This is a genomic window from Pseudomonas aylmerensis (genome assembly GCF_001702265.1).
Lineage (GTDB): Bacteria > Pseudomonadota > Gammaproteobacteria > Pseudomonadales > Pseudomonadaceae > Aquipseudomonas > Aquipseudomonas aylmerensis.
The window spans coordinates 20,848-41,189 of sequence record NZ_MAUE01000032.1 but is presented as its reverse complement, the minus strand read 5'-3'; the positions used below and the strand labels follow the sequence as shown (position 1 = coordinate 41,189).

Below are 20,342 nucleotides of genomic sequence, written 5' to 3'. Positions count from 1 at the left end.
TGCGGCTGCGCATACTGCGCCACAGATAAAACCACAGGATGTCCCATGAAGGTCGAATTTGCCCAGTTGGCAGTCCGCGATAACGGCACAGCTTACAACCTTGAGCGCGCGTTGGCGGCGATTGCTGCAAGTGCAAGCGACACGCAACTGATCGTATTCCCGGAAACCCACCTCATGGGCTTCCCGACAGCCGAGACCGTCGCCGCCATCGCCGAGCCGGTGGATGGCCCTACTGTGCAGGCGATTATCCAGGCCGCCCAGGCGCGCGATATCGCGGTGGTGATCGGCATGGCCGAGAGTGACGGCGGCCAATTCTATAACACCACCTTGCTGATCACCCCCGAAGGCATCGCGCTGCGTTATCGCAAGACCCACCTGTGGGCCTCGGACCGTGGCGTGTTCACCCCGGGCGATCGCTACGCCACCTGCGTGTGGAACGGCGTACGCGTGGGCCTGCTGATCTGCTACGACATCGAGTTCCCGGAAAGCGCCCGTGCGAATGCGCAGCTGGGTGCTGAATTGCTGATCGTCACCAACGGCAACATGGACCCGTACGGCCCCACGCACCGCACCGCGATCATGGCTCGGGCCCAGGAAAACCAGGCGTTTGCGCTGATGGTCAACCGCGTGGAGGAGGGTGATGGCGGCCTGCTGTTCGCCGGCGGCAGCGCCCTGGTGGACCCGTTCGGCACCTTGCTGTTCGAAGCCGGGCGCGAGGCGGGGCAATTTACCGTCGAGCTGGACCTCGACCAGCTGGAGGCGGCGCGCAAGGACTACCGCTACCTGGATGACCAACGCTTGAAATTGCCCGGTGAGGTGATTGAGCACCCTGACGGCACGCGCGAGCTGCTGATCCCTGGAAACTGATGGAGCTCCTGTGGCGAGCGGGCTTGCCCTGCGGCCCCAAAACCTGCCACCGCGGGTTGTCTGGAGAAATGCGCTGAACGCAATGGGGGCTGCTGCGCAGCCCAACGCGGGGCAAGCCCGCTCGCCACAATAAAACGGCTGGGCCTATCAATGGCTTGGCCTTGTAAATCGGTTTGACCATAAGAAAAAAGACGTCCGCTTCACCGACTTCAGTTCTGCCATAAATCTAATAAATCAGCGGAGAATCGCTCATGGCTCGTTTGCAACGCACCCTGTCATTAGGGTCGGTGGTGCTGTTTGGCATCGCCTATATGACGCCGATCATTGTGCTCGGCACCTTCGGCATCCTCGCGCAATCCACCGCCGGCATGGTCCCTGCCGCCTACCTGGCAGCGCTGGTGGCAATGTTCTTTACCGCCATGAGCTACGGGCGCATGGCCTCGGCGTTCCCGGTGGCCGGTTCCGCCTACAGCTACGTGCGCAAGGCGATCAGCCCCAAGCTGGGCTTTATCGCCGGCTGGGCGGTGTTGCTCGATTACCTGTTCCTGCCCATGGCCATCTGGCTGATCGGCGCGGCGTACCTCAACTCGGCGTTCCCTGCGGTGCCGCAATGGGTCTGGGTGCTGGCGTTTATCGGCATCACCAGCGTCATCAACATCATTGGCCTCAAGCTGGCGAATGGCATCAACGCGTTGCTGATGCTGGTGCAGTTTCTGGTGCTGATCGCGTTTGTCGCGCTGTGCATCCACTACATCGGCGGTGATGCGAGCAAGCCCTTGTGGACCGTCGCCCCGTTCTTCAACGGCCAGATGCAGATGCCGCTGATCATGAGCGGCGCCGCCATCGCCTGCTATTCGTTCCTGGGTTTTGACGCGGTCAGCACCCTCACCGAAGAAACCCGCGACCCTCGCCGCACCATCCCGCGGGCGATCATGTTGATCACGCTGATCGGCGGGCTGATTTTCGTGGCGGTGTCCTATTTTGTGCAGATCGCCCATCCGTCCTTCGAATTCGCCAATGTCGATTCGGCGGCGTATGAAATCGCGCGCAACATCGGCGGCGACCTGTTCGTGTCGATCTTCCTGATCGGCCTGATCGTCGGCCAGTTCGCCTCGGGGCTGTCGGCCCAGGCCAGTGGTTCGCGCCTGCTGTTTGCGATGGGCCGCGACGGCGTGTTGCCCAAGTCTTTCTTCGGCACCTTGCATGCGCGGTTCGGCACGCCGGTCAACAGTATCCTGCTGTGTGCAGCGGTGGCGCTGCTGGCGTTGAAGCTGGACGTGACCACCTCCACATCGTTCATCAACTTCGGCGCGTTCCTGGCGTTCAGCCTGGTGAACCTGTCGGTGATTTTTCACTACTGGATCGGCGCCCAGCAGCGTGGTGTCCGTGAGTTGATCCTGTTCCTGGTGTTCCCGACCATTGGCTTGCTGGCGGATCTGTGGCTGATGATCAGCCTCGACCACCTGGCGATCTACCTGGGCCTGGTGTGGTTGGCGATCGGCCTGGTTTACCTGGGTTTCCTCACGCGCGGCTTCTCCCGACAGCCGCCGGAAATGGACTTCCAGGAGGCCGCATAGAAGCGTACGGCCTATTCTTATTGCAATCGGTTCTCGTTTGGGTGCATGATTTGTGTTACTGTATAACACATCAAGTGCACCCAGACGCCCCGGAGGCCTTATGAAAGCTGGTATCCATCCCGACTACCGTACCGTGTTGTTCCATGACACCGCCGCCGATGTGTTCTTCCTGATCGGCTCCACCGCCGACAGCGACCGCACGCATAAACACAGCGACGGCAACACCTACCCTTACATCCCGCTGGACGTGTCCAGCGCCTCGCACCCGATCTACACCGGCCAACAGCGCAAGACCCAGGCCGAAGGCCGTATTGCCGGGTTCAACAAGCGTTTCGCTTCGTTTGGCTCCAGCCCGAAAAAAACCGAGGCGTGAGGGCTCCGCGTTTCACCTCGAAGGCCGCTCCAGAAAATGGAGCGGCTTTTTTTTGTGGGTTGATATCGTAAGGCCATTACTTTAGCGAAAACCAACTAAACTCCTCAGTAATCGCCAAGGAGGCCGTGAACCACAACAACAAGGAAACCCAACCGACGATCCGAGGTGTGCCATGGGAGAGTCAGTGGCTTTCACCGATACCGAACGCGCCGTCGTGCTGCTGATCGATGCCCATCCGCAGGTGCTGCACAGCCTGACGCACCTGCTGCGGCTGGAGCCCTTCGAACTGCACAGCGCCACTTGCGCGGCCGATGCCCTGGCCATCCTCGCCAGCCAACCCGTCGACCTGGTGATGAGCGCTGCGCGCCTGCCCGACATGGACGGCGCGTCATTGCTGGCGCATATCCACCAGCACTATCCCCACACCGTGCGCATCCTGCTGACCAGCGAGACCGACCTGACCCTGATCATCAAGGCCATCAACGAAGGCGAGATCTACCGCTACCTGAGCAAACCCTGGAAGGATGAAGAGTTGTTGCTGGCGCTGCGCCAATCCCTGGCGCATCAGCATTCGGAGCGCGAGCGTGCGCGGCTGGAGCAACTGATCCAGCAGCAGAACGATGCGCTCAAGCAGCTCAACACGACCCTGGAAAAACGCGTGGCCTCGCGCACCAGCGAGCTGCAGCAAACCGCCGACATGCTTGACCTGGCCTACGAAGAACTCAAGCACAGCTATGCCACCGGCGCCGAGGTGTTCTCGCTGCTGGCCAACCTGCGCCTGCCGCGCGCGAAGCAGACCAACCGGCAGATCATCGAACTGGTACGCACCTGGTGCGTGGCCCATGGCGAAGACTGCGCCAGCAATCGCGACCTGACCATGGCCGCCGCGCTCTACAACATCGGCAAGTTGAGCTGGAGCGACAGCATGATGGCCTCGCCCTCGGACTTGCTGCACAGCAGCGACCGCGAACGGTATCGCGCCTACCCGGCCCAGAGCGAATCACTGCTGATGACCCTGGAGCCGATGAAAGATGCCGCGCGCCTGATCCGCCATCATCAGGAGCGCTGGGACGGCAGTGGCTTTCCCGATCACCTCAAGGGTGAAGCGATTCCCGCCGGGTCGCGGCTGTTGAAGTTGGCGGTGGATTTTATCGAGCTGCAAAAGGGCCTGATCCTCGAGCGGCAGATGAACAGCGATGAAGCGCTGCTGTACATCCGCAAATACGCCGGGCGGCTGTATGACCCGCTGTTGGTCGAAGACTTTGTGCAGGTCTGCGCAACCTACTTGAATGACGTGACCTTGGGCGACCCCAACGTCAAAGTGCTCGGCACCCGCGAGCTGGAGGAGGGCATGGTGCTGGCGCGCAATCTGAATGCCGACAACGGCATGCTGCTGCTCAATGCCGGCAAGGTGCTGAACCTGCCGCTGGTGGACAAGTTGATCGCGTTCGAAACCATGGAGGGTGCGCGCTACAGCGTGTTTATCAAAGAGCACACCGAGATCGCGGCTCAACACCCTTGAGCGAATAGGCGCAGGCAAGCCAGCTTTCGGATTGATTGCGGCGTTCGTGTCGATCATGTGATCCTTGCGCCCTTTGCCTTCAAGGACGACTTATCCATGACCTCGACCATCCGCATCGCCGCCGCCCTTTTGATTGGCAGTGACGGCCAGACCCTGCTGGTGCGCAAGCGCGGCACCCAGGCGTTCATGCAACCTGGCGGCAAGATCGACGCCGGCGAGCAACCTGTCGAGGCGCTGGCGCGTGAGCTGTTTGAGGAGCTGAACCTGCGTATCGAGCCCGGCGCTGCGACCTACCTCGGCCAGTTTTCGGCACCTGCCGTCAACGAGCCGGGTTTCACCGTGGAAGCCGAGCTGTTCCAGGTGCAGATCGACGTCCCGGTCACCCCTGCCGCCGAGATTGAAGAGGTGCGCTGGATCGACCCCGCCGGCGATGGCGGCCTGCTGTTGGCGCCGTTGACCCGTGATCTGATCCTGCCGTTCTATCGCGCGTCGCTGACCACCCCGGCCTGATCGCCGCTTGCGCGTCAGCGCACCGCGCTGACGCCATCCAGGGTGGAAAACGAGGTGTCCTTGGCCGTCAGCAGGAAGTCGCGCATATACGGCGCGTCCAGCATGTCCGCGCGGATGCCCGCATACAGCGTGGCAAACAGGCCTTTCTCGCCCAGGCGCTTGGCCTTCACGTAACCCCGTGAGCTGTATTCATGCAGCGCCCAATGGGGCATGCCGCACACGCCGCGGCCGCTGGCGACCAGTTGCATCATCATCACCGTCAGCTCCGAGGTGCGCACCTGGGCTGGTTCCACATCGGCTGGCTCGAGGAAGCGCGTGAAAATGTCCAGGCGGTCGCGCTCCACCGGGTAGGTGATCAGGGTTTCGGTCAGCAGGTCTTCGGGCACGATGTAGGACTTGTGTGCCAGTGGGTGTTGATTGGCCACCGCGAGCATGGCTTCGTAGGTGAACAACGGCACGTAGGTAATGCCCGGCAATTCCAGTGGATCGGACGTCACCACCAGGTCCAGGTCGCCACGGGCCAGGGCTGGCAGCGGCGCAAAGGCGAAGCCCGAGGCCAGGTCCAGCTCGACTTCCGGCCAGGCATCGCGGAACTGGTCGATGGTCGGCATCAGCCATTGGAAGCAGCTGTGGCACTCGATCGCCATGTGCAAACGCCCGGCGGTACCGCCGGCCAATCGTGCGATGTCACGCTCGGCGCCGCGCAGCAGCGGCAGGGTCGCATCGGCCAGTTGCAGCAGACGCAGGCCGGCGCTGGTGAAGCGCAGCGGCTTGGTCTTGCGCACGAACAACGGCATGCCCAGGCGTTCCTCCAACTCCTTGAACTGGTGGGACAGTGCCGACTGCGTCAGGTGCAGGCGCTCGGCGGCTTCTACCAGGCTGTCGGCTTCGCGCAGGGCGTGCAGGGTCTTGAGGTGGCGGATTTCGAGCACGGGCTCTCCATGAAAACAATTTGTGAAGAATTGGAATGGCGTGAGTTTGTCTCATGTTGCAGGCCGTGTCGACCATGACCACTGGGCACTCTTCATCAAACTGTCACGCAACTGTGGCAGCGCGCTCGAACAAACTTCATCAGACTCGCGCTCTACTGGGGTTCTGTGTTTCGGTGTTTTCCATGCGCGTGTTGCTTTTATTGGCCGCTTTTATGTTCGGCCTGCCGTCTTTTGCGGCGTCTCGATGTGATGTCAATGTCCCGACCCAAACGGTCGACCTGGAAACGGTCAGCATCGCCTACCAGAGCATCGGGCGGGCGTCCGATCCCGCGTTGCTGCTGGTCATGGGCCTGGGCGGGCAGTTGATCCACTGGCCGGATGAAGTGGTGGTGGCGTTGTGCGAACAGGGCTTTCGGGTGATCCGCTACGACAACCGGGATGTCGGCCTGTCCACCTGGCGACAGGCACCTGCCAGCGCCAACCTGACCTTCGAAGTGCTGCGCTACAAGCTCGGCCTGCCGGTGGCGGCGCCCTACACGCTGACTGACATGGCCGACGACGCCCTCGGCCTGATGGACGCATTGCAGGTCCGCCAATTCCATGTGCTGGGCGCGAGCATGGGCGGCATGATCGCCCAGCACCTGGCGGCCATGGCGCCGCAGCGGGTCGAAAGCCTCACGCTGATCATGACCAGCTCCGGCGCCGAAGGCCTGCCGGCGCCGAGTGCGGCGTTGGTGCAATTGCTGTCGCGGCGCAGCGCACCAAACCGTGAAGTCGCGCTGGAACAGCAGGCGGATTTGTTGGCAGCACTGGGCAGCCCGTCGGTGAAAGACGATCGCCAGGTGCTGCTGCAGCAGGCGGCGCTGTCCTACGATCGCGCCTTCAACCCCGACGGCGTGAAGCGCCAGATCATGGCGATCCTCGCAGAGCCAAGCCGGGTACCGTTGCTCAATCAGTTGCGCGTGCCCACCCTGGTAGTCCACGGCACGGCCGACCCGTTATTGCCGGTGATGCACGGCGTGCATTTGGCGGCGCATATCCAGGGCAGCCAGCTGAAACTGATTCCAGGCCTGGCCCATCGATTCCAGGAAGCCTTCAAGGCGCCGCTGCTGGCGGCAGTGCTGCCGTACCTGCAAGCCCATCGCGAAGATGCCGCCCATTGGGCGCAGATTGACCTGGGCGAGCCTTCGAAGGTGTTGTGACATTGGTGTATCGTGCAACTTTTGCGGCGCATTGCCTGCGAGGTTGCCTACCATGAGTACTCCCCTGAAAATCGATTTCGTCAGCGACGTGTCCTGCCCCTGGTGCATCATCGGCCTGCGTGGCCTGACCGAAGCCCTCGACCAGCTTGGCGCCGAGGTGCAGGCCGAGATTCATTTCCAGCCGTTCGAACTGAACCCGAACATGCCGGCCATCGGTCAGAACATCGTCGAGCACATCACTGAAAAGTACGGCTCCACTGCCGAAGAATCCCAGGCCAACCGTGCGCGCATCCGCGACTTGGGCGCAGCGTTGGGCTTTGCCTTTCGTACCGATGGACAGAGCCGTATCTACAACACGTTCGATGCGCACCGCCTGTTGCACTGGGCCGGGCTGGAAGGTTTGCAGTACAACCTCAAGGAAGCGCTGTTCAAGGCGTATTTCACCGATCAGCAGGACCCTTCCGATCACGCCACGCTGGCAATCATTGCTGAAAGCGTCGGGCTGGATATCAAGCGGGCGGCCGAGATTCTCGCCTCCGACGAATACGCCGCCGATGTCCGCGAGCAAGAGCAGTTGTGGATATCCCGGGGCGTGACCTCGGTGCCGACCATCGTGTTCAACGATCAGTATGCGGTCAGCGGTGGCCAGCCGGCCGACGCCTTCGTGGGCGCTATTCGCCAGATCATCCGCGAGGCGAAGGGCTAAGCCTGTGGGTGGGGGCTGGCTTGCCTGCGATGGTCTGCGCGGTCTACCGGATAGACCGAAGTGCCGGCATCGCTGGCAAGCCAGCGCCTGCAGGGGGCGCGGGTTCTTCAGTCAAACTTGTAGCTGATCGCGGTCTGCACCTGGCCCTGGTTCACATCCCCGGTGTCCTTGACGATGGTGCTGTTGGCCGCCGAGCCCACCAGGTGGACCCAACTGGCGCTGGTCAGCAGTGACCAGTTGTTCGCCAGGGGGAATTCGAAACTCTGGGTCAGCGTCAGGTTCTGGAAGCCGGCACTCGCGTTGTAGGCGCGAATGCCCGAGGCCGCGGATTCCTTGTCGTCGACGCCGAAAAAGGTCTGGGTCTGGCGGGCGTCGGCAAAGTGCGCCAGCAAGCCGGTGCTGCCAATGATCCCGCCGCCGAGCGGGTAGCCGAGTTCGCCGCCGACCTTGCCCAGCACGCCGCTTTGATCACGCCCGCCGCCGACGGCCTGGCCCATCTGGGCGTACACGCGCCAGAAGTCGGCCGGCGCGTATTGGATGAAACCGCCCACCTCGGCCATGTCCGAGACATTGCGCAGACCGCGCAGTGAGCCGTTGGCGGTACGCCCCGGCAGGTAATTGATGTACGGGCCCGCGGTGAAGCCGTGGGTGTCCAGCGCGCTCCAGGTCAGGCCATCGTCGGTGCCGAGGCTGACCGGGCCCCAGTCCAGGTCGAAGTAGGGAATGGGCCGGGTTTCGTAGCGACTGCCCGTCGGGTCGTGGGGTTGATAGCTGACGCCCGCGCCCATCTCGCCGGTAATGCCTTGGGCCAATGCCGTGCTGGAAAAGCCCCACAGCCCCAGGAGGCCGGCGAATACAGCAGAAGTCACCTTGAACATGCAGCGGTTTCCTTATCTGGACATACGCGCATTCACGCGCGAAGGGCGTCCCTGGCGCAAGCACTCATCTTGTTTGTAGCGAGCTACAAAAATTGTAGCTTGCGCGACACATATCTCCCGACAAATCCACGCAAAGCCCAGCCCCGCTGGGTTTGCGTCAGTTGGCACGCTCCCTGCTCTACTCCAGTGGCAAGCGCACAGAGCGCTCTTCTTCAAGCCCTCCAACTCAAGGAAAGGCAATGATCCACTGGCATATCGTGTGTGACTTCGACGGGACCATCACCCCCACCGATGTCATCGACAACGTCCTCCAACGCTTCGCCGGCCCCGAGTGGGAAACCATCGAACAGGAATGGCTGGATGGGCATATCGGTTCCCGCGAATGCCTGAGCCGCCAACTGGCACTGATCAAGGCGACCCCGACTGAACTGCTGGCGTACTTCGACAGTGTCGAGATCGATCCGGACTTCCCGGATTTCGTCGATCACGTCATGGGCCTGGGCGCGACCATCGAAGTGGTCAGCGACGGCATCGAACAAGGCATCGCGCGCATCCTGTCGCGCAACTACGTGACCTTGCTGCCGATCCTCGCCAACCGCCTGCGCCAGGTCGACCAGAACAGCTGGCGCATCGACTTCCCGTATGCCAGCGATGCCTGCCGGGCCGCTTCCGGCAACTGCAAGTGCAAGTCCACCCCGCGCAATAAGCGCGTGCTGGTGATCGGTGACGGCAAGTCCGACATGTGCGTGGCCTCCACCGCCGACTTCGTGTTCGCCAAAGGCAGCCTCGCCGACTACTGCGTGGCCAACAACATTCCTCACGCGCGCTTCGACACCTTCGCCGAAGTGCCTGCATTGCTGGCGCAACTGCCGCAGGGCATCGCCGCCAACGCCAGCGCTTTTGCTGGCGAACTGTCTACCGAAAATCAGGAACTCTTCCACCATGTCTGATATCCGTATCGCTACCGCCGAAGACCAGGTCCTTCTGGATAAAGAAGCCAAGTATTGTTCCTACGGTGACACCGTCCACTACATCGAGCCGCCGCGTATTTTCAGCCGTTGCGAAGGCTCCTATGTGTGGGACACCGAAGACCAGGCCTACCTCGACCTGCAAATGTGGTACTCGGCCGTCAACTTCGGCTACGCCAACCCGCGCCTGAACAACGCGTTGAAGCAGCAGATCGATACCCTGCCGCAAATCGCCAGCCAGTACCTGCACAAAGGCAAGATCGAGCTGTCGGAAATGATCGCCGTCGATGCCAAGAAAAAATTCGGCCTCGACGGTCGCGTGCACTTCAACGTCGGCGGTTCGCAGTCGATCGAAGACTCGCTGAAAGTGGTGCGCAACGCCACCAACGGCAAGAGCCTGATGTTCGCCTTCGAAGGCGGCTACCACGGCCGTACCCTCGGTGCGTCGTCGATCACTTCCAGCTACCGCTACCGTCGCCGCTACGGCCACTTCGGCGAGCGTGCGCAGTTCATCCCGTTCCCGTACCACTTCCGCGGCCCTAAAGGCATGACCAAGGAAGAGTACGGCAGCCACTGCGTGCAGCAATTCGCCCGCCTGTTCGAGACCGAATACAACGGCGTGTGGGACCCGAAAGTCGGCCAGAGTGAATACGCCGCGTTCTACGTCGAGCCGATCCAGGGCACCGGCGGTTNGGTTACGTGATCCCGCCGATGAACTTCTACCGCGAACTCAAGCAGGTGCTCGACCAGCACGGCATCCTGATGGTGTCCGACGAAATCCAGATGGGCTTCTACCGTACCGGCAAGCTGTGGTCGATCGAGCACTTCGACGTGCAACCGGACGTGATCGTGTTCGGCAAGGCGCTGACCAACGGCCTCAACCCACTGGGCGGCATCTGGGCCCGTGAAGAGTTGATCAACCCGAAGATCTTCCCGCCAGGTTCGACCCACTCCACCTTCGCCTCCAACCCACTGGGTACGGCGGTGGGCCTGGAAATGTTCAAGATGACCAACGAAGTCGACTACGGCGCGATGGTCATGGCCAAGGGCAAATACTTCCTGGAAGGCCTGCAGGACCTGCAGAAACGTTTCCCGATCATCGGCGACGTCGACGGCCTGGGCCTGGCCCTGCGCTGCGAAATCTGCGGCCCGGATGGTTTCACCCCGGACAAGGCGACCCTGGACTACATGGTCGAGGAAGGCATGAAGGGCGACATGGTCGTTGATGGCCAGAAACTCGGGCTGATCCTCGACGTGGGCGGCTACTACAAAAACGTGATCACCCTGGCACCGTCGCTGGAAATCAGTTACCCGGAAATCGACCTGGGCCTCAAGCTCCTCGAGCAACTGCTGGTGCGGGCGACCAAACGGTGAACAGCCTCGGGATCGACCTCGGTGAAGGTGATGCCGGCTTCGTTCTCGGTGAAGGTCCGGTCGGGATCCTGTTGATCCACGGCCTGACCGGCACCCCGACGGAATTGCGCCAGGTCGCCAAGGGCCTGGCCAAGGCGGGTAACTGCACGGTCTACGTGCCCACCCTGGCCGGGCACTGCGGCGATAACAGCGACCTGCAGGCCACCGGCTGGCTGGACTGGTACGAAGGCGTGCGCAAGACCTTCGTCCAGATCAGGCAACGCCACGCGCAAGTCTTTGTCGGTGGCTTGTCCATGGGCGCGGTGATGTCGATGTACGTGGCCGCCGAGCACCCTGGGCAAGTCGCCGGGCTGTTGATGTATTCCACCACCTTGAAGTACGACGGCTGGAGCATTCACAAGCTGGCGTTTCTGACGCCATTGCTGATGAAGATTCCGTTCGGCGTGCACATCTGCCGCTTCGAAGAGAAGCCGCCGTATGGCATCAAGAACGAACGCCTGCGGGCGATCGTCGAGCGCCAGATGAAGGAAGGGGAGAGCAGCGAAGCCGGTCTGCTGACCATGGAAGGCATCACGGTGCGCGAGTTGCATCGGATGAACGCCGTGGTCAAGAAACGCATGCCCGAGGTCAAGGTGCCGGCGCTGGTGCTGCACTCCATTGAGGACGACATCACCAGCCGCTGGAACGCCGATTACGTGGAGCGCCACCTCGGCGGGCCGGTGACCAAGATCCTGCTGGACAACTGCTATCACATGATTACCGTCGACCTGCAATACCGCCGGGTGATCGAGTTGAGTGCCGAGTTTGTCGAGCAGCATGCGCGCATCCGTGGTGAGCGGGTTTCACAGGGGCAACGAGCTTCTGCGGCTGAAGCTGTGTTCCAGGGTGAGGCAGCTTCGCATGCTGGGTCTGGTTTGCAGGCTGAACCTGCTGCTTATGCTCAACCTGTTTTCCAGGGTGAGGCAGCTTCCCGTGCTGGGTCTGGTTTGCAGGCTGAACCTGCTGCTTATGCTGAACCTGTTTTCCAGGCTGAACCTGCTTCTCGTGGCGAGCGGGCTTGCCCCGCGTTGGGTGGCGAAGCCGCCCCCTCGCTGACACTGCATGCTTCCCGTTAGGACTGGGGTGGCTGGGTCTGGGGCGGCTTCGCCGCCCAACGCGGGGCAAGCCCGCTCGCCACAATAGAGCGGTTGCCACAAGAGGATTGCTGCCACACCACGCCCGATCATGACCACAGGCCGGCTCGCTCAAGAAATAGAAAAAGGGAAATCCGTGATCACCGCCCAAGCCTTCTCGACCATCCGGGCCATCCAGCGCAGTGCCTGGAACGACTGTTTTCCCGGTGCCCTGGAGGATTGGGACTTTTATGTGGCCGTGGAAAACGCGGCCATTGATGATTTCAAATGGCGTTACCTGGCGGTCTACGACAGCGGTTCGCTGGTGGCGGTTGCGCCCGCGTTCATCACGCAGTATCGACTCGACACCACGGTGTCGGGCACCGGCAAGCGCTTTACCGAGCGCCTGGAGCGACTGTGGCCGGGTGTTTTACAGTTGCCGTTGTATGCCATCGGCTCTCCGGTGGCCGAGCGCTGTGATGCGGGCATCGCCAGTAGCGTGCCCGAGGCGCGGCGCCCGCTGATGATCACGCACGTACTCAAGGCCGCGCGCCAGGACGCCAACGAATTCGGCATCGGCCTGGTGGCGGTCAAGGATGTGCCCACCCACGATACGCAGTGGGCCGCCAGTTGCCGTGTTGCCGGGTTTCAGAGCATGCCGAGCCTGCCCAGCGGCTGGCTGACGGTGCCTTACGGTTCGGTGGACGCCTACCTGGGTTCGCTGTGCAAATCGACCCGCAAGGACCTGCGCCGTAAACTGCGTGCGCCGGGGCCACGGGTGGAATGGCGGCACAACATAGACGACGTGTTGCCGCAGGTGATGCGCTTGTATGAAGACACGCTCAGCCGCGCGGATTTACAGTTCGAACGCCTGCCGGCGAGTTACTTCACCGGTATCCTTGAACGGCTTGAAAAACGCGCGGTCTGTGCACTTTATTGGGTGGACGAGCGCCTGGTGGCGTTCAACCTGATGCTGGTGGATCAGCACCGCTTGGTCGACAAGTTTTTCGGGCATGACCGTGAGTTCAGCCGTGAGTACAACCTGTACTTCAGGTGTTGGCTGACCAATGTCGACTATTGTATTCAGCACAATATCCCCGTGTATGAATGCGGCCAGGAGGGCTATGCCAGTAAGCTGCGCCTGGGGTGCGAATTCCGCGGCAACAACCTGTTTTTCCGTCACCGTAATCGGCTGGTCAACGGCCTGCTCAAACTTGTGAAGATGTACCTCCGACCGGATCGTTCCGACCCTGCCATGGCTGCTGCGATAAGCGAAACCTGATGATCACCAAGACCCGCCAGAAAGCCCGCCCCTTTGCCATTTCGCGTTGGAGCGTCCAGCGCAAGCTGGTGCTGGCGTTTTGGCTGGTCAGCGTCATTCCCACCATGATCGCGGCCGAACTGGCGGCGACCACGCTGTCGCAGATTTTCGACAGCAACGTGCGGATCTGGCTGCAGGAGTCGACCAAGATCGTCAAGGACGAAATCGGCGACATCCTTCATGACAACGCGCGCATGGCCAAGCTGTTCCTGCGCTACACCAGCCCGCCGTCGAACAAGCAGGCGGCCAAGCACGACCGGCTCACCGCCGACATCGCCGATGCCACCGACATCGACGTGGTCGCGCTGATTCGCGTCAGTGACCACAAAGTGGTGTTCAGCACGGCGGCCGACGATGTCGTCAAACAGATCGACCTGACCAGCAACGCGGTGCTGCAGACGGTCAAGGTGGCGGGGGTGAGCACCGGCCTGGTGGTGTCGACCTTCGAAACCACCCAGGAGGGTGTCGACTACCTGCTGCTCGTGGCCACTTACCTGGACAGCAGCTTCCTGACCAGCGTGGCCGATGTGCATTCGCTGGATTTGCGCTTGTACCTGGCCAACCCCGACGGTTTCTCGGAGATCTTCTCGACCCAGCGTTTCGAGGATCACCCTTCGCGCATCCCGAAAAATGTCGAAGCCGCGATGCGCAGCACCAAGCAGCCCAGCGAGCAGTTCACCAATAACTACAGCGGTCTGTACTGGCCGATCTTCAACGATGCCGGCGACCTGCAAGGCGTGATCTTCAGCGGCCTGCTGCGCCACACCAGCCTGGTCGGGCTGGTGAACCAGAGCAACCTGTTCGTGCTGATTTTCCTGCTCAGCTCGGCGCTGTCGCTGGCGGCCGGGGTCTTGGTGTCGCGGCGCCTGACCAAGCCGCTGCGGGATTTGTCCCAGGGCGTGGACGCGGTGATTTCGGGCAACTACGAGCACCGGGTGCTGGTCAGCGGTGGCGACGAACTGGCGCAGTTGAGCAGCACCTTCAACCACATGACCGAGCGCCTCGGCGAGTTGCATCACCTCGAGGCCCAGTTGCGCCGCCGTGATCGCCTGCACGCCCTGGGCGAAGTCGCCATGGGCCTGGCCCACGAGATCCGCAACCCGTTGGGTATCATCAAGACCGCCACCCAGTTGCTGCACCGCCGCGCCGACCTGGCCGAGTCCGATAAGCGCCACCTGGAATACGTGATCAGCGAAGTCAGCCGCATCAATGACCTGATCACCGAGTTCCTCGATTTCGCCAAGCCCAACCCGCCACTGCGTGTACTGCAGCCGGCCCGGCCGCTGGTGGAGGAGATCCTGGGTTTCTGCTCGCCGGAACTGGCCACGCATAACATTGATGCACAGATCGACGACCAGGCGCCGGGGGCGACGATCTACGCGGACGCCAAGCAGCTCAAGCAGGCCTGCCTCAACCTGATTCTCAACGCCATCGATGCCATGCCCGAAGGCGGCCGCCTGACCCTGGGCATTCGCAGCGTCGGCGACAATACCCTGATCAGCATCGGCGACACCGGCCAGGGGATCCCGGCGGAGATGATCGAGCGCATCTTCACGCCGTTTGTCACCACCAAGGCCTCGGGCACTGGCCTGGGCCTGGCAAAAGTCTATTCGATCATGGAAAGTCACGACGGCAGCATCGAATGCACCAGTGAGAAAGATGCCGGCGCCACCTTCAGCCTGTACATTCCGGCGATTGGCGAAGACGACGAGGACAGTCATGACGCATAACATTCTGGTAGTCGACGACGAACCCAAGCTCTGCGACCTGCTGGCCTCGGCCCTGGGCCAGAACCACGTGCAGGTGTTCATTGCCGGTAATGGCCTGCACGCGCTCAAGGTGCTGGAGCAGGAAGACATCGACCTGGTGATCAGCGACTGGCGCATGCCGGGCATGGACGGGCCGGCCCTGTTGGCGGAGATCAAGGTGCGCTACCCCCAGGTGCCGGTGATTGTGATGACCGCCTACAGCACGGTGAAAAACGCCGTGCAGTCGATGCGCAACGGCGCCTATGACTACATCGCCAAGCCGTTCGATATCGACGAGCTGGACATCACCGTGGCCAAGGCCCTGCAGTTTCGCGAGATCATGCGCGACAACGCGCGCATGCGCGCCGAGCTGGACGAGCACGCGCAATTCGACAGCCTGGTCGGCGACAGCCCGGCGTTTCGCAAAGTGCTGCAGGCGGTGGATTCGGTGCGCGACAGCGCTGCCACCGTGCTGCTGACCGGTGAAAGTGGCACCGGCAAGGAAATGGTCGCCCGCGCCATCCACAAGCACGGCAGCCGCGCCGATAAACCGTTCGTGGCGGTCAACTGCGCCGCCATTCCCGAGGGCTTGCTGGAAAGCGAGATGTTCGGTCATCGCAAGGGCGCCTTTACCGGCGCCGTGACTGACCGGGTCGGACGCTTCCAGCAGGCCGACAAGGGCACGCTGTTTCTCGATGAAGTGGGCGACATGCCGCTGGCGCTGCAGGCCAAGATTCTGCGGGCGTTGCAGGAGCGGGTGATCGAACCGGTGGGCGACCCGCGCGAGCGCAAGGTGGACGTGCGGGTGATTGCCGCCACCAACAAGAACCTCCTCGATGCGGTGGCCAATAAAGAGTTTCGCGAAGACCTGTATTACCGCCTCAATGTCTTCCCGATTCCGCTGCCGGCGCTGCGCGAGCGCGCCGAAGATATCGTGCCGCTGGCCCGCCACTTCGCCCAGACCCTGAGTGCTACCGCGGGTAAACGCATCACCGGCTTCAGCCCGGAGGCGCTGCAGGCCATGGCCGCCTATCACTGGCCGGGGAATATTCGCGAACTGCAAAACTGTGTGGAGCGCGCGACCATCGTGGCGGCCTCGCCGGTGATCGAGGATATCGACCTGCCGGCGTACCTGTTTGCTTCCCGGCCTGGCGAAGGCGGCGTCACCGCGCTGCTGGGTGACACACCAGGCGTGCCTGCTGACCTGGATGCGGCCCTGGCCGAAGTCGAGAAAACCTACATTCTGGCGGCGCTGAATGAAAGCAACGGCGTGCAGGCCGCAGCGGCGGCGAAGATCGGCATATCCGAGCGCAGCTTCTGGTACCGCCTGAAAAAGCTGGGCATCCAGGTCGACAAGATCGTGCGCTGATCTCTCTTGAGCCACCGATCCAGATGTGGGAGCAGGCTTGCCTGCGATGGCGGCATGTCTTTGTCAGCTGAGTTGGCGGGTACACCGCTATCGCAGGCAAGCCAGCGCCTGCAGTTTTTGATCGGGTTGGGTCAGGCGTGAATGCGCACCCAGATGCTGACCAATATTGTCGCCGCCATCAGCCACGCCACCGCCGCCACGGCGAGTGATGCTTCCAGGCGCATCCGATCGACCATCAGATACAACGTCGCCAGGTAAACAAAGTACGGAATGATCGACCACATCCCGAACAGGATTGTGGTCTTCAAGTCGTCCAGTGAACGGCCCTTGCCGACGATGTAGTGGGCGATCAGCGCAAAGGTCGGAAACAGCGGCACCAACCCGGCGATGTAATAGTTTTTGGTCTTGGCCAATGCAGCCAATATCAATACCACCGCCGCGCCGAGGGCGGCCTTCAATACCAGATCCACAACGCGCTCCTTAGTGGCTCAAGCCATATTTCTTGACCTTGTCGAACAGGGTGGTCTTGGCCATCCCCAATTCCTGGCTGGCCTGGGTCAGGTTGCCGCCGCTGCGTTGCAGGGCATCGTTGAGCAGGTTGCGTTCAAAGGCTTCCACTGCTTCGGTGAAGGCCAGGCCATGGCTGCCGCTGCTCGCGCCGCTCTTCTTGAAGGCGGGCAGGCCGAGGGCGAAGCGTTCGGCGACGTTGCGCAGTTCGCGCACGTTGCCGGGCCAGTCATGGCTCATCAGGCTCGAGACGGTCTGGTTGTCCAGATCCGGTGCCGCGCGATCAAAGCGCAGGGACGACTGCTGCAGGAAGTGCTCGAACAGTTGCAGGATGTCTTCACGGCGTTCGCGCAGGGGCGGCAACTCCAGGGTCACCACGTTGAGGCGGTAATACAGGTCGCTGCGGAACTGATTGGCGCGGCTCAGTTCATCCAGGTCGGACTTGGTGGCGGCGATCACGCGGCAATCCACGGCCACGCTCTGGTTCGAGCCCAGGCGTTCGAGGGTGCGCTCCTGCAAGACCCGCAGCAATTTGATCTGCAGGTTGATCGGCATGCTTTCCACTTCATCGAGGAACAGCGTGCCTTCATGGGCGTGCTCGATCTTGCCGATACGGCGCTTGCCGGCACCGGTGAAGGCGTTGGCTTCGTGGCCGAAGATCTCGCTTTCGAAGAGGTTCTCCGGCAGGCCGCCGCAGTTCAGTGCGACAAACTGGTGGTCGTGGCGTCGGCTGAAATCATGCAGGCAGCGCGCCACCAGCTCCTTGCCGGTGCCGGTCTCGCCTTCGATCAATACGTTGGCCGACGTGTCGGCGACGTTGGCGATCAGCTCGCGCAGATTCTGCATGGCCGGCGAACGGCCGATGATGCGGCCTTCCAGCGAGTCGCGCTCGGCCAACTGGCGGCGCAGTGACCAGACTTCGCGTGCCAGCCCGCGTTGCTCCAAGGCGCGGCGGGCGACGTCGACCAGGCGCTCGGGAGAGAAGGGTTTTTCCATGAAGTCATAGGCGCCGTTGCGCATCGCGCCCACCGCCATGGAGATGTCGCCATGCCCGGTGATCAACACCACCGGCAGGCTTTTATCCAGGGCCTTGAGGCGCGTGAGCAGCTCCAGGCCGTCGATGCCCGGCAGGCGAATATCGCTGATGACAATGCCGGCGAAGTTCTCGCCGATGCGCTTCAACGCCTCTTCGGCGCTGCCCACGCCGACGCTGGGAATATCTTCCAGCGCCAGGGCCTGCTGGCAGCCGAGCAGCACATGCGGGTCGTCTTCGACGATCAGGACGGTGAGGTCTTTCGGATCTGTATTCATGTCGACTCAACATGTTGAGCGCCCACCAACGGCAGGCACAGGACAAAGGCAGTACCACCACTGGCCGGGTGTTCGACGGCGAGGTTGCCGCCGGTGGCCGCCGCGAGGCTGGCGGACAGGGTCAGGCCCAGTCCCAGGCCTTGCTCGCCGGGCTTGGTGGTGAAGAACGGTTCGAATAAATGCTTGCGTGCCTCGGCGTCGATGCCGTGGCCGTTGTCACGTACCAGCAGGCGGTACTTACCGTCGGCGGCGCTGCCTTCCAGCCACAGTTCGGGGGCCGGTTGCGCTTGCATGGCGTCGAGGGCATTGCCGATCAGGTTGACCAGGATCTGTTCCAGGCGTGTCTGGTCGATCTGCAACTGGGCCGGCGCGAAGTCGCGGTGCAAGGTCAGCGACAGGTTGTCCAGGCGTGCGCCCATGACCTGGAACGCCGCGTCGACCGCCTTGCCCAGGCTGGCTTCGCCCTGGTCGTCGCCGCGCCGCGCAAAGGAGCGCAGGCTGGCGGTGATGCGGCCCATGCGGTCGATCAGTTCGTTGATGGTCTTGAGGTTGGCGCTGGCGGTGTCCAGCGCGCCGCGTTCGAGGAAGCGCACGGTGTTGCCGGACAATGTGCGCAGTGCGGCCAGCGGCTGGTTCAGTTCGTGAGCGATGCTGGTGGACATCTGGCCGATGGCGGCGAGCTTGCCGGCCTGCACCAGTTCATCCTGGGCGCGGCGCAGGGTCTCTTCGGCCTGGCGGCGTTCGCGGATCTGGCTCTTGAGCCGTTCATTGCTGGCGCGCAAGTCGGCGGTGCGCTCGGCAATCCGGCGTTCCAGCTGGCTGTTGGCTTCCTGCAGCGCTTCGCGCGCGGCCAGGCGAGTGGCGATGACCTTGCGCCGCTCGTTCCAGGCAATCAGCAGGAAGGCCACCAGGCCAAAGGCCACGGCCACCAGGATGCCCTGGTTGATCGCCGCGCGGCGCAGGTCGTTGAGTGGGGTGAGCAGGGTGAAATTCCACGGCGTGTCGTTGAGCGGACGGGTTTGCGCGAGGTAGCTGACCTCATGCTCGTCGTTCACCACTTCGCTGTTGGCGGGGAAGGTCAGTTTCTCGGTGCCTTCGTTGATACGCTCGCGGGCCAGCGGCTCCAGCTCGTTCAGCGTCGCCCAGTAATATTGCAGGCTGTGGGCCAGGCGTTCCTTGGTGTCATCGCTGAGCGGGCGCACGGCCTTGAGGCGGCGGGCCGGGTCGCTGGAGAGGATGATGATGCCGTTTTCGTCGCTCACAAATGCTTCGAGACGCGCGCGCTGCCAGCGCTCTTCCAAGGCTTCGAGGCGCACCTTGACCACGGCGACGCCGATGATCTTGCCGTGTTCTTCCAGGCCATGGGCCAGGTAGTAGCCGGGTTCGCCGTTGGTACTGCCGATGCCATAAAAGCGCCCGGGCTGACCGCGTACGGCATTCTGGAAATAGGCACGGAAGGACAGGTCTTCACCCTGGTAACTGTCGGCATCGCGCCAGTTACTGGTGGCCAGCACGCGGCCGGTGGTGTCCATCACGTAGATGGCCCGACTGCGACTGCGTCGGTTCAGGCCTTCGAGGTAATCGTTGACTGTCTGCCGGGTCTCCTGGTTGGGGTCGGCGAGCAGCTTGGAGACGCTGGACTCCAGCTCCAGCAGGCTGGGCAGGTAGGTGTATTTGCTGAGTTCGCTTTCGACGGTGCGCGCATGCAGCTCCAACTGGCGTTCGCCGTTGTCGCTGAGGGTGCGGATGCCGTAGTGCTCACTGACCCAGAAGCCGATATAACCCAGGCCGATCATCAGGGCGATGATCAACGGCGGCAGGAACAGTTGGCGAATCAGACGAGGTTTCACGGCAAGTGATGGCGGTGCGGCGCGAAATTGGTTGGGGTCGCATTTCATCACAGATGCCTTGGGTCAGCTACCGCTGTCAACCTTGCAGGGCCGGGCTTTTGTGGGAGCTGGCTTGCCTGCGATGGCATCGCCGCGGTGTAACTGTGACACCGAGGTGGCGCTATCGCAGGCAAGCCAGCTCCCACAGAAACTGCGTTCCTGCAGGGTTGTCGCTT

16 protein-coding genes and 2 pseudogenes are annotated in these 20,342 nt (G+C 62.4%); 13 read left to right on the top strand and 5 right to left on the bottom strand.

Annotated elements, in window-relative coordinates; all coding sequences use genetic code 11:
* Positions 1–45: 45 nt before the first annotated feature.
* From BBG20_RS21340 to BBG20_RS21320, 5 genes are all read left to right on the top strand, one after another.
* The gene (locus BBG20_RS21340; RefSeq protein ID WP_065906828.1) at positions 46–867 is read left to right on the top strand and encodes a carbon-nitrogen hydrolase family protein; all 822 of its coding nucleotides are present in this window, start codon (positions 46–48) and stop codon (positions 865–867) included.
* Positions 868–1,118: 251 nt separating this feature from the next.
* On the top strand, positions 1,119–2,444 hold the full coding sequence (locus tag BBG20_RS21335; protein ID WP_065906826.1) for an APC family permease: 1,326 nt from the start codon (positions 1,119–1,121) through the stop codon (positions 2,442–2,444).
* A gap of 100 nt (positions 2,445–2,544) precedes the next feature.
* Entirely contained in the window at positions 2,545–2,817 is a 273-nt protein-coding gene (locus BBG20_RS21330) for a type B 50S ribosomal protein L31 (RefSeq protein ID WP_025858669.1), read from the top strand.
* Positions 2,818–2,989: 172 nt separating this feature from the next.
* A complete protein-coding gene (locus tag BBG20_RS21325; protein ID WP_065906822.1) occupies positions 2,990–4,339 on the top strand; it encodes an HD domain-containing phosphohydrolase in 1,350 nt (449 codons plus the stop codon).
* Between the two features lie 96 nt (positions 4,340–4,435).
* Entirely contained in the window at positions 4,436–4,849 is a 414-nt protein-coding gene (locus tag BBG20_RS21320; RefSeq protein WP_065906820.1) for an NUDIX hydrolase, read from the top strand.
* A gap of 14 nt (positions 4,850–4,863) precedes the next feature.
* On the opposite strand, the gene metR is transcribed toward BBG20_RS21320, so the two are convergent.
* Complete coding sequence (gene metR, locus BBG20_RS21315) at positions 4,864–5,781, bottom strand: transcriptional regulator MetR (RefSeq protein WP_065906818.1); 918 nt, start codon at positions 5,779–5,781, stop codon at positions 4,864–4,866.
* Between the two features lie 182 nt (positions 5,782–5,963).
* On the opposite strand from metR, the gene BBG20_RS21310 reads away from it, so the two are divergent.
* A complete protein-coding gene (locus tag BBG20_RS21310; RefSeq protein WP_065906816.1) occupies positions 5,964–6,983 on the top strand; it encodes an alpha/beta fold hydrolase in 1,020 nt (339 codons plus the stop codon).
* A gap of 52 nt (positions 6,984–7,035) precedes the next feature.
* On the top strand, positions 7,036–7,689 hold the full coding sequence (locus BBG20_RS21305; protein WP_065906813.1) for a DsbA family oxidoreductase: 654 nt from the start codon (positions 7,036–7,038) through the stop codon (positions 7,687–7,689).
* Between the two features lie 107 nt (positions 7,690–7,796).
* Here the strand turns inward: BBG20_RS21305 and BBG20_RS21300 are convergent, their stop codons facing one another.
* Entirely contained in the window at positions 7,797–8,567 is a 771-nt protein-coding gene (locus BBG20_RS21300; RefSeq protein WP_065906810.1) for a MipA/OmpV family protein, read from the bottom strand.
* 239 nt (positions 8,568–8,806) lie between these two features.
* Here BBG20_RS21300 and BBG20_RS21295 point away from each other — a divergent pair, with 239 nt between their 5' ends.
* The 6 genes and pseudogenes from BBG20_RS21295 to BBG20_RS21270 all read left to right on the top strand — a co-directional run bounded on the left by BBG20_RS21295 (position 8,807) and on the right by BBG20_RS21270 (position 16,459).
* Complete coding sequence (locus BBG20_RS21295) at positions 8,807–9,517, top strand: MtnX-like HAD-IB family phosphatase (RefSeq protein ID WP_065906809.1); 711 nt, start codon at positions 8,807–8,809, stop codon at positions 9,515–9,517.
* Positions 9,510–10,909 (top strand): annotated as a pseudogene (locus tag BBG20_RS21290) (aspartate aminotransferase family protein). Before BBG20_RS21295 ends, BBG20_RS21290 begins: the two are co-directional and overlap by 8 nt.
* Positions 10,906–11,760: pseudogene (locus tag BBG20_RS21285) on the top strand (alpha/beta hydrolase); the annotation flags it as partial. The pseudogenes BBG20_RS21290 and BBG20_RS21285, both read left to right, overlap by 4 nt.
* A 418-nt stretch (positions 11,761–12,178) precedes the next feature.
* A complete protein-coding gene (locus tag BBG20_RS21280) occupies positions 12,179–13,303 on the top strand; it encodes a GNAT family N-acetyltransferase (protein ID WP_065906807.1) in 1,125 nt (374 codons plus the stop codon).
* Positions 13,303–15,072, top strand: coding sequence for a HAMP domain-containing sensor histidine kinase (locus BBG20_RS21275; protein ID WP_065906806.1), 1,770 nt, complete (start codon positions 13,303–13,305; stop codon positions 15,070–15,072). The genes BBG20_RS21280 and BBG20_RS21275 overlap by 1 nt, the downstream gene beginning before the upstream one ends.
* The gene (locus tag BBG20_RS21270) at positions 15,062–16,459 is read left to right on the top strand and encodes a sigma-54-dependent transcriptional regulator (protein ID WP_065906804.1); all 1,398 of its coding nucleotides are present in this window, start codon (positions 15,062–15,064) and stop codon (positions 16,457–16,459) included. The genes BBG20_RS21275 and BBG20_RS21270 overlap by 11 nt, the downstream gene beginning before the upstream one ends.
* 131 nt (positions 16,460–16,590) lie before the next feature.
* Here BBG20_RS21270 and BBG20_RS21265 read toward each other — a convergent pair whose 3' ends face one another.
* Genes BBG20_RS21265 through BBG20_RS21255 form a run of 3 tightly spaced genes read right to left on the bottom strand, consistent with a single transcriptional unit; the run spans position 16,591 to position 20,175 of the window.
* Positions 16,591–16,929, bottom strand: coding sequence for a GlpM family protein (locus tag BBG20_RS21265; RefSeq protein ID WP_065906802.1), 339 nt, complete (start codon positions 16,927–16,929; stop codon positions 16,591–16,593).
* A 10-nt stretch (positions 16,930–16,939) separates the two neighbouring features.
* Positions 16,940–18,277 (bottom strand): two-component response regulator AauR, encoded by a 1,338-nt coding sequence (locus tag BBG20_RS21260; protein WP_065906799.1) that lies wholly within the window; start codon positions 18,275–18,277, stop codon positions 16,940–16,942.
* The gene (locus tag BBG20_RS21255; RefSeq protein WP_065906797.1) at positions 18,274–20,175 is read right to left on the bottom strand and encodes a two-component sensor histidine kinase AauS; all 1,902 of its coding nucleotides are present in this window, start codon (positions 20,173–20,175) and stop codon (positions 18,274–18,276) included. The genes BBG20_RS21260 and BBG20_RS21255 overlap by 4 nt, the downstream gene beginning before the upstream one ends.
* Between the last annotated feature and the right edge of the window lie 167 nt (positions 20,176–20,342).

Excerpts from the sequence above, each read along its gene's own strand:
- BBG20_RS21320 (WP_065906820.1), top strand. The coding sequence starts at position 4,436 with ATGACCTCGACCATCCGCATCGCCGCCGCCCTTTTGATTGGCAGTGAC.
- BBG20_RS21310 (WP_065906816.1), top strand. The coding sequence starts at position 5,964 with ATGCGCGTGTTGCTTTTATTGGCCGCTTTTATGTTCGGCCTGCCGTCT.
- BBG20_RS21325 (WP_065906822.1), top strand. The coding sequence starts at position 2,990 with ATGGGAGAGTCAGTGGCTTTCACCGATACCGAACGCGCCGTCGTGCTG.
- BBG20_RS21330 (WP_025858669.1), top strand. The coding sequence starts at position 2,545 with ATGAAAGCTGGTATCCATCCCGACTACCGTACCGTGTTGTTCCATGAC.
- BBG20_RS21255 (WP_065906797.1), bottom strand. The coding sequence starts at position 20,175 with ATGAAATGCGACCCCAACCAATTTCGCGCCGCACCGCCATCACTTGCC.
- BBG20_RS21295 (WP_065906809.1), top strand. The coding sequence starts at position 8,807 with ATGATCCACTGGCATATCGTGTGTGACTTCGACGGGACCATCACCCCC.
- BBG20_RS21335 (WP_065906826.1), top strand. The coding sequence starts at position 1,119 with ATGGCTCGTTTGCAACGCACCCTGTCATTAGGGTCGGTGGTGCTGTTT.
- BBG20_RS21270 (WP_065906804.1), top strand. The coding sequence starts at position 15,062 with ATGACGCATAACATTCTGGTAGTCGACGACGAACCCAAGCTCTGCGAC.
- BBG20_RS21260 (WP_065906799.1), bottom strand. The coding sequence starts at position 18,277 with ATGAATACAGATCCGAAAGACCTCACCGTCCTGATCGTCGAAGACGAC.
- BBG20_RS21300 (WP_065906810.1), bottom strand. The coding sequence starts at position 8,567 with ATGTTCAAGGTGACTTCTGCTGTATTCGCCGGCCTCCTGGGGCTGTGG.
- BBG20_RS21305 (WP_065906813.1), top strand. The coding sequence starts at position 7,036 with ATGAGTACTCCCCTGAAAATCGATTTCGTCAGCGACGTGTCCTGCCCC.
- BBG20_RS21340 (WP_065906828.1), top strand. The coding sequence starts at position 46 with ATGAAGGTCGAATTTGCCCAGTTGGCAGTCCGCGATAACGGCACAGCT.
- BBG20_RS21275 (WP_065906806.1), top strand. The coding sequence starts at position 13,303 with ATGATCACCAAGACCCGCCAGAAAGCCCGCCCCTTTGCCATTTCGCGT.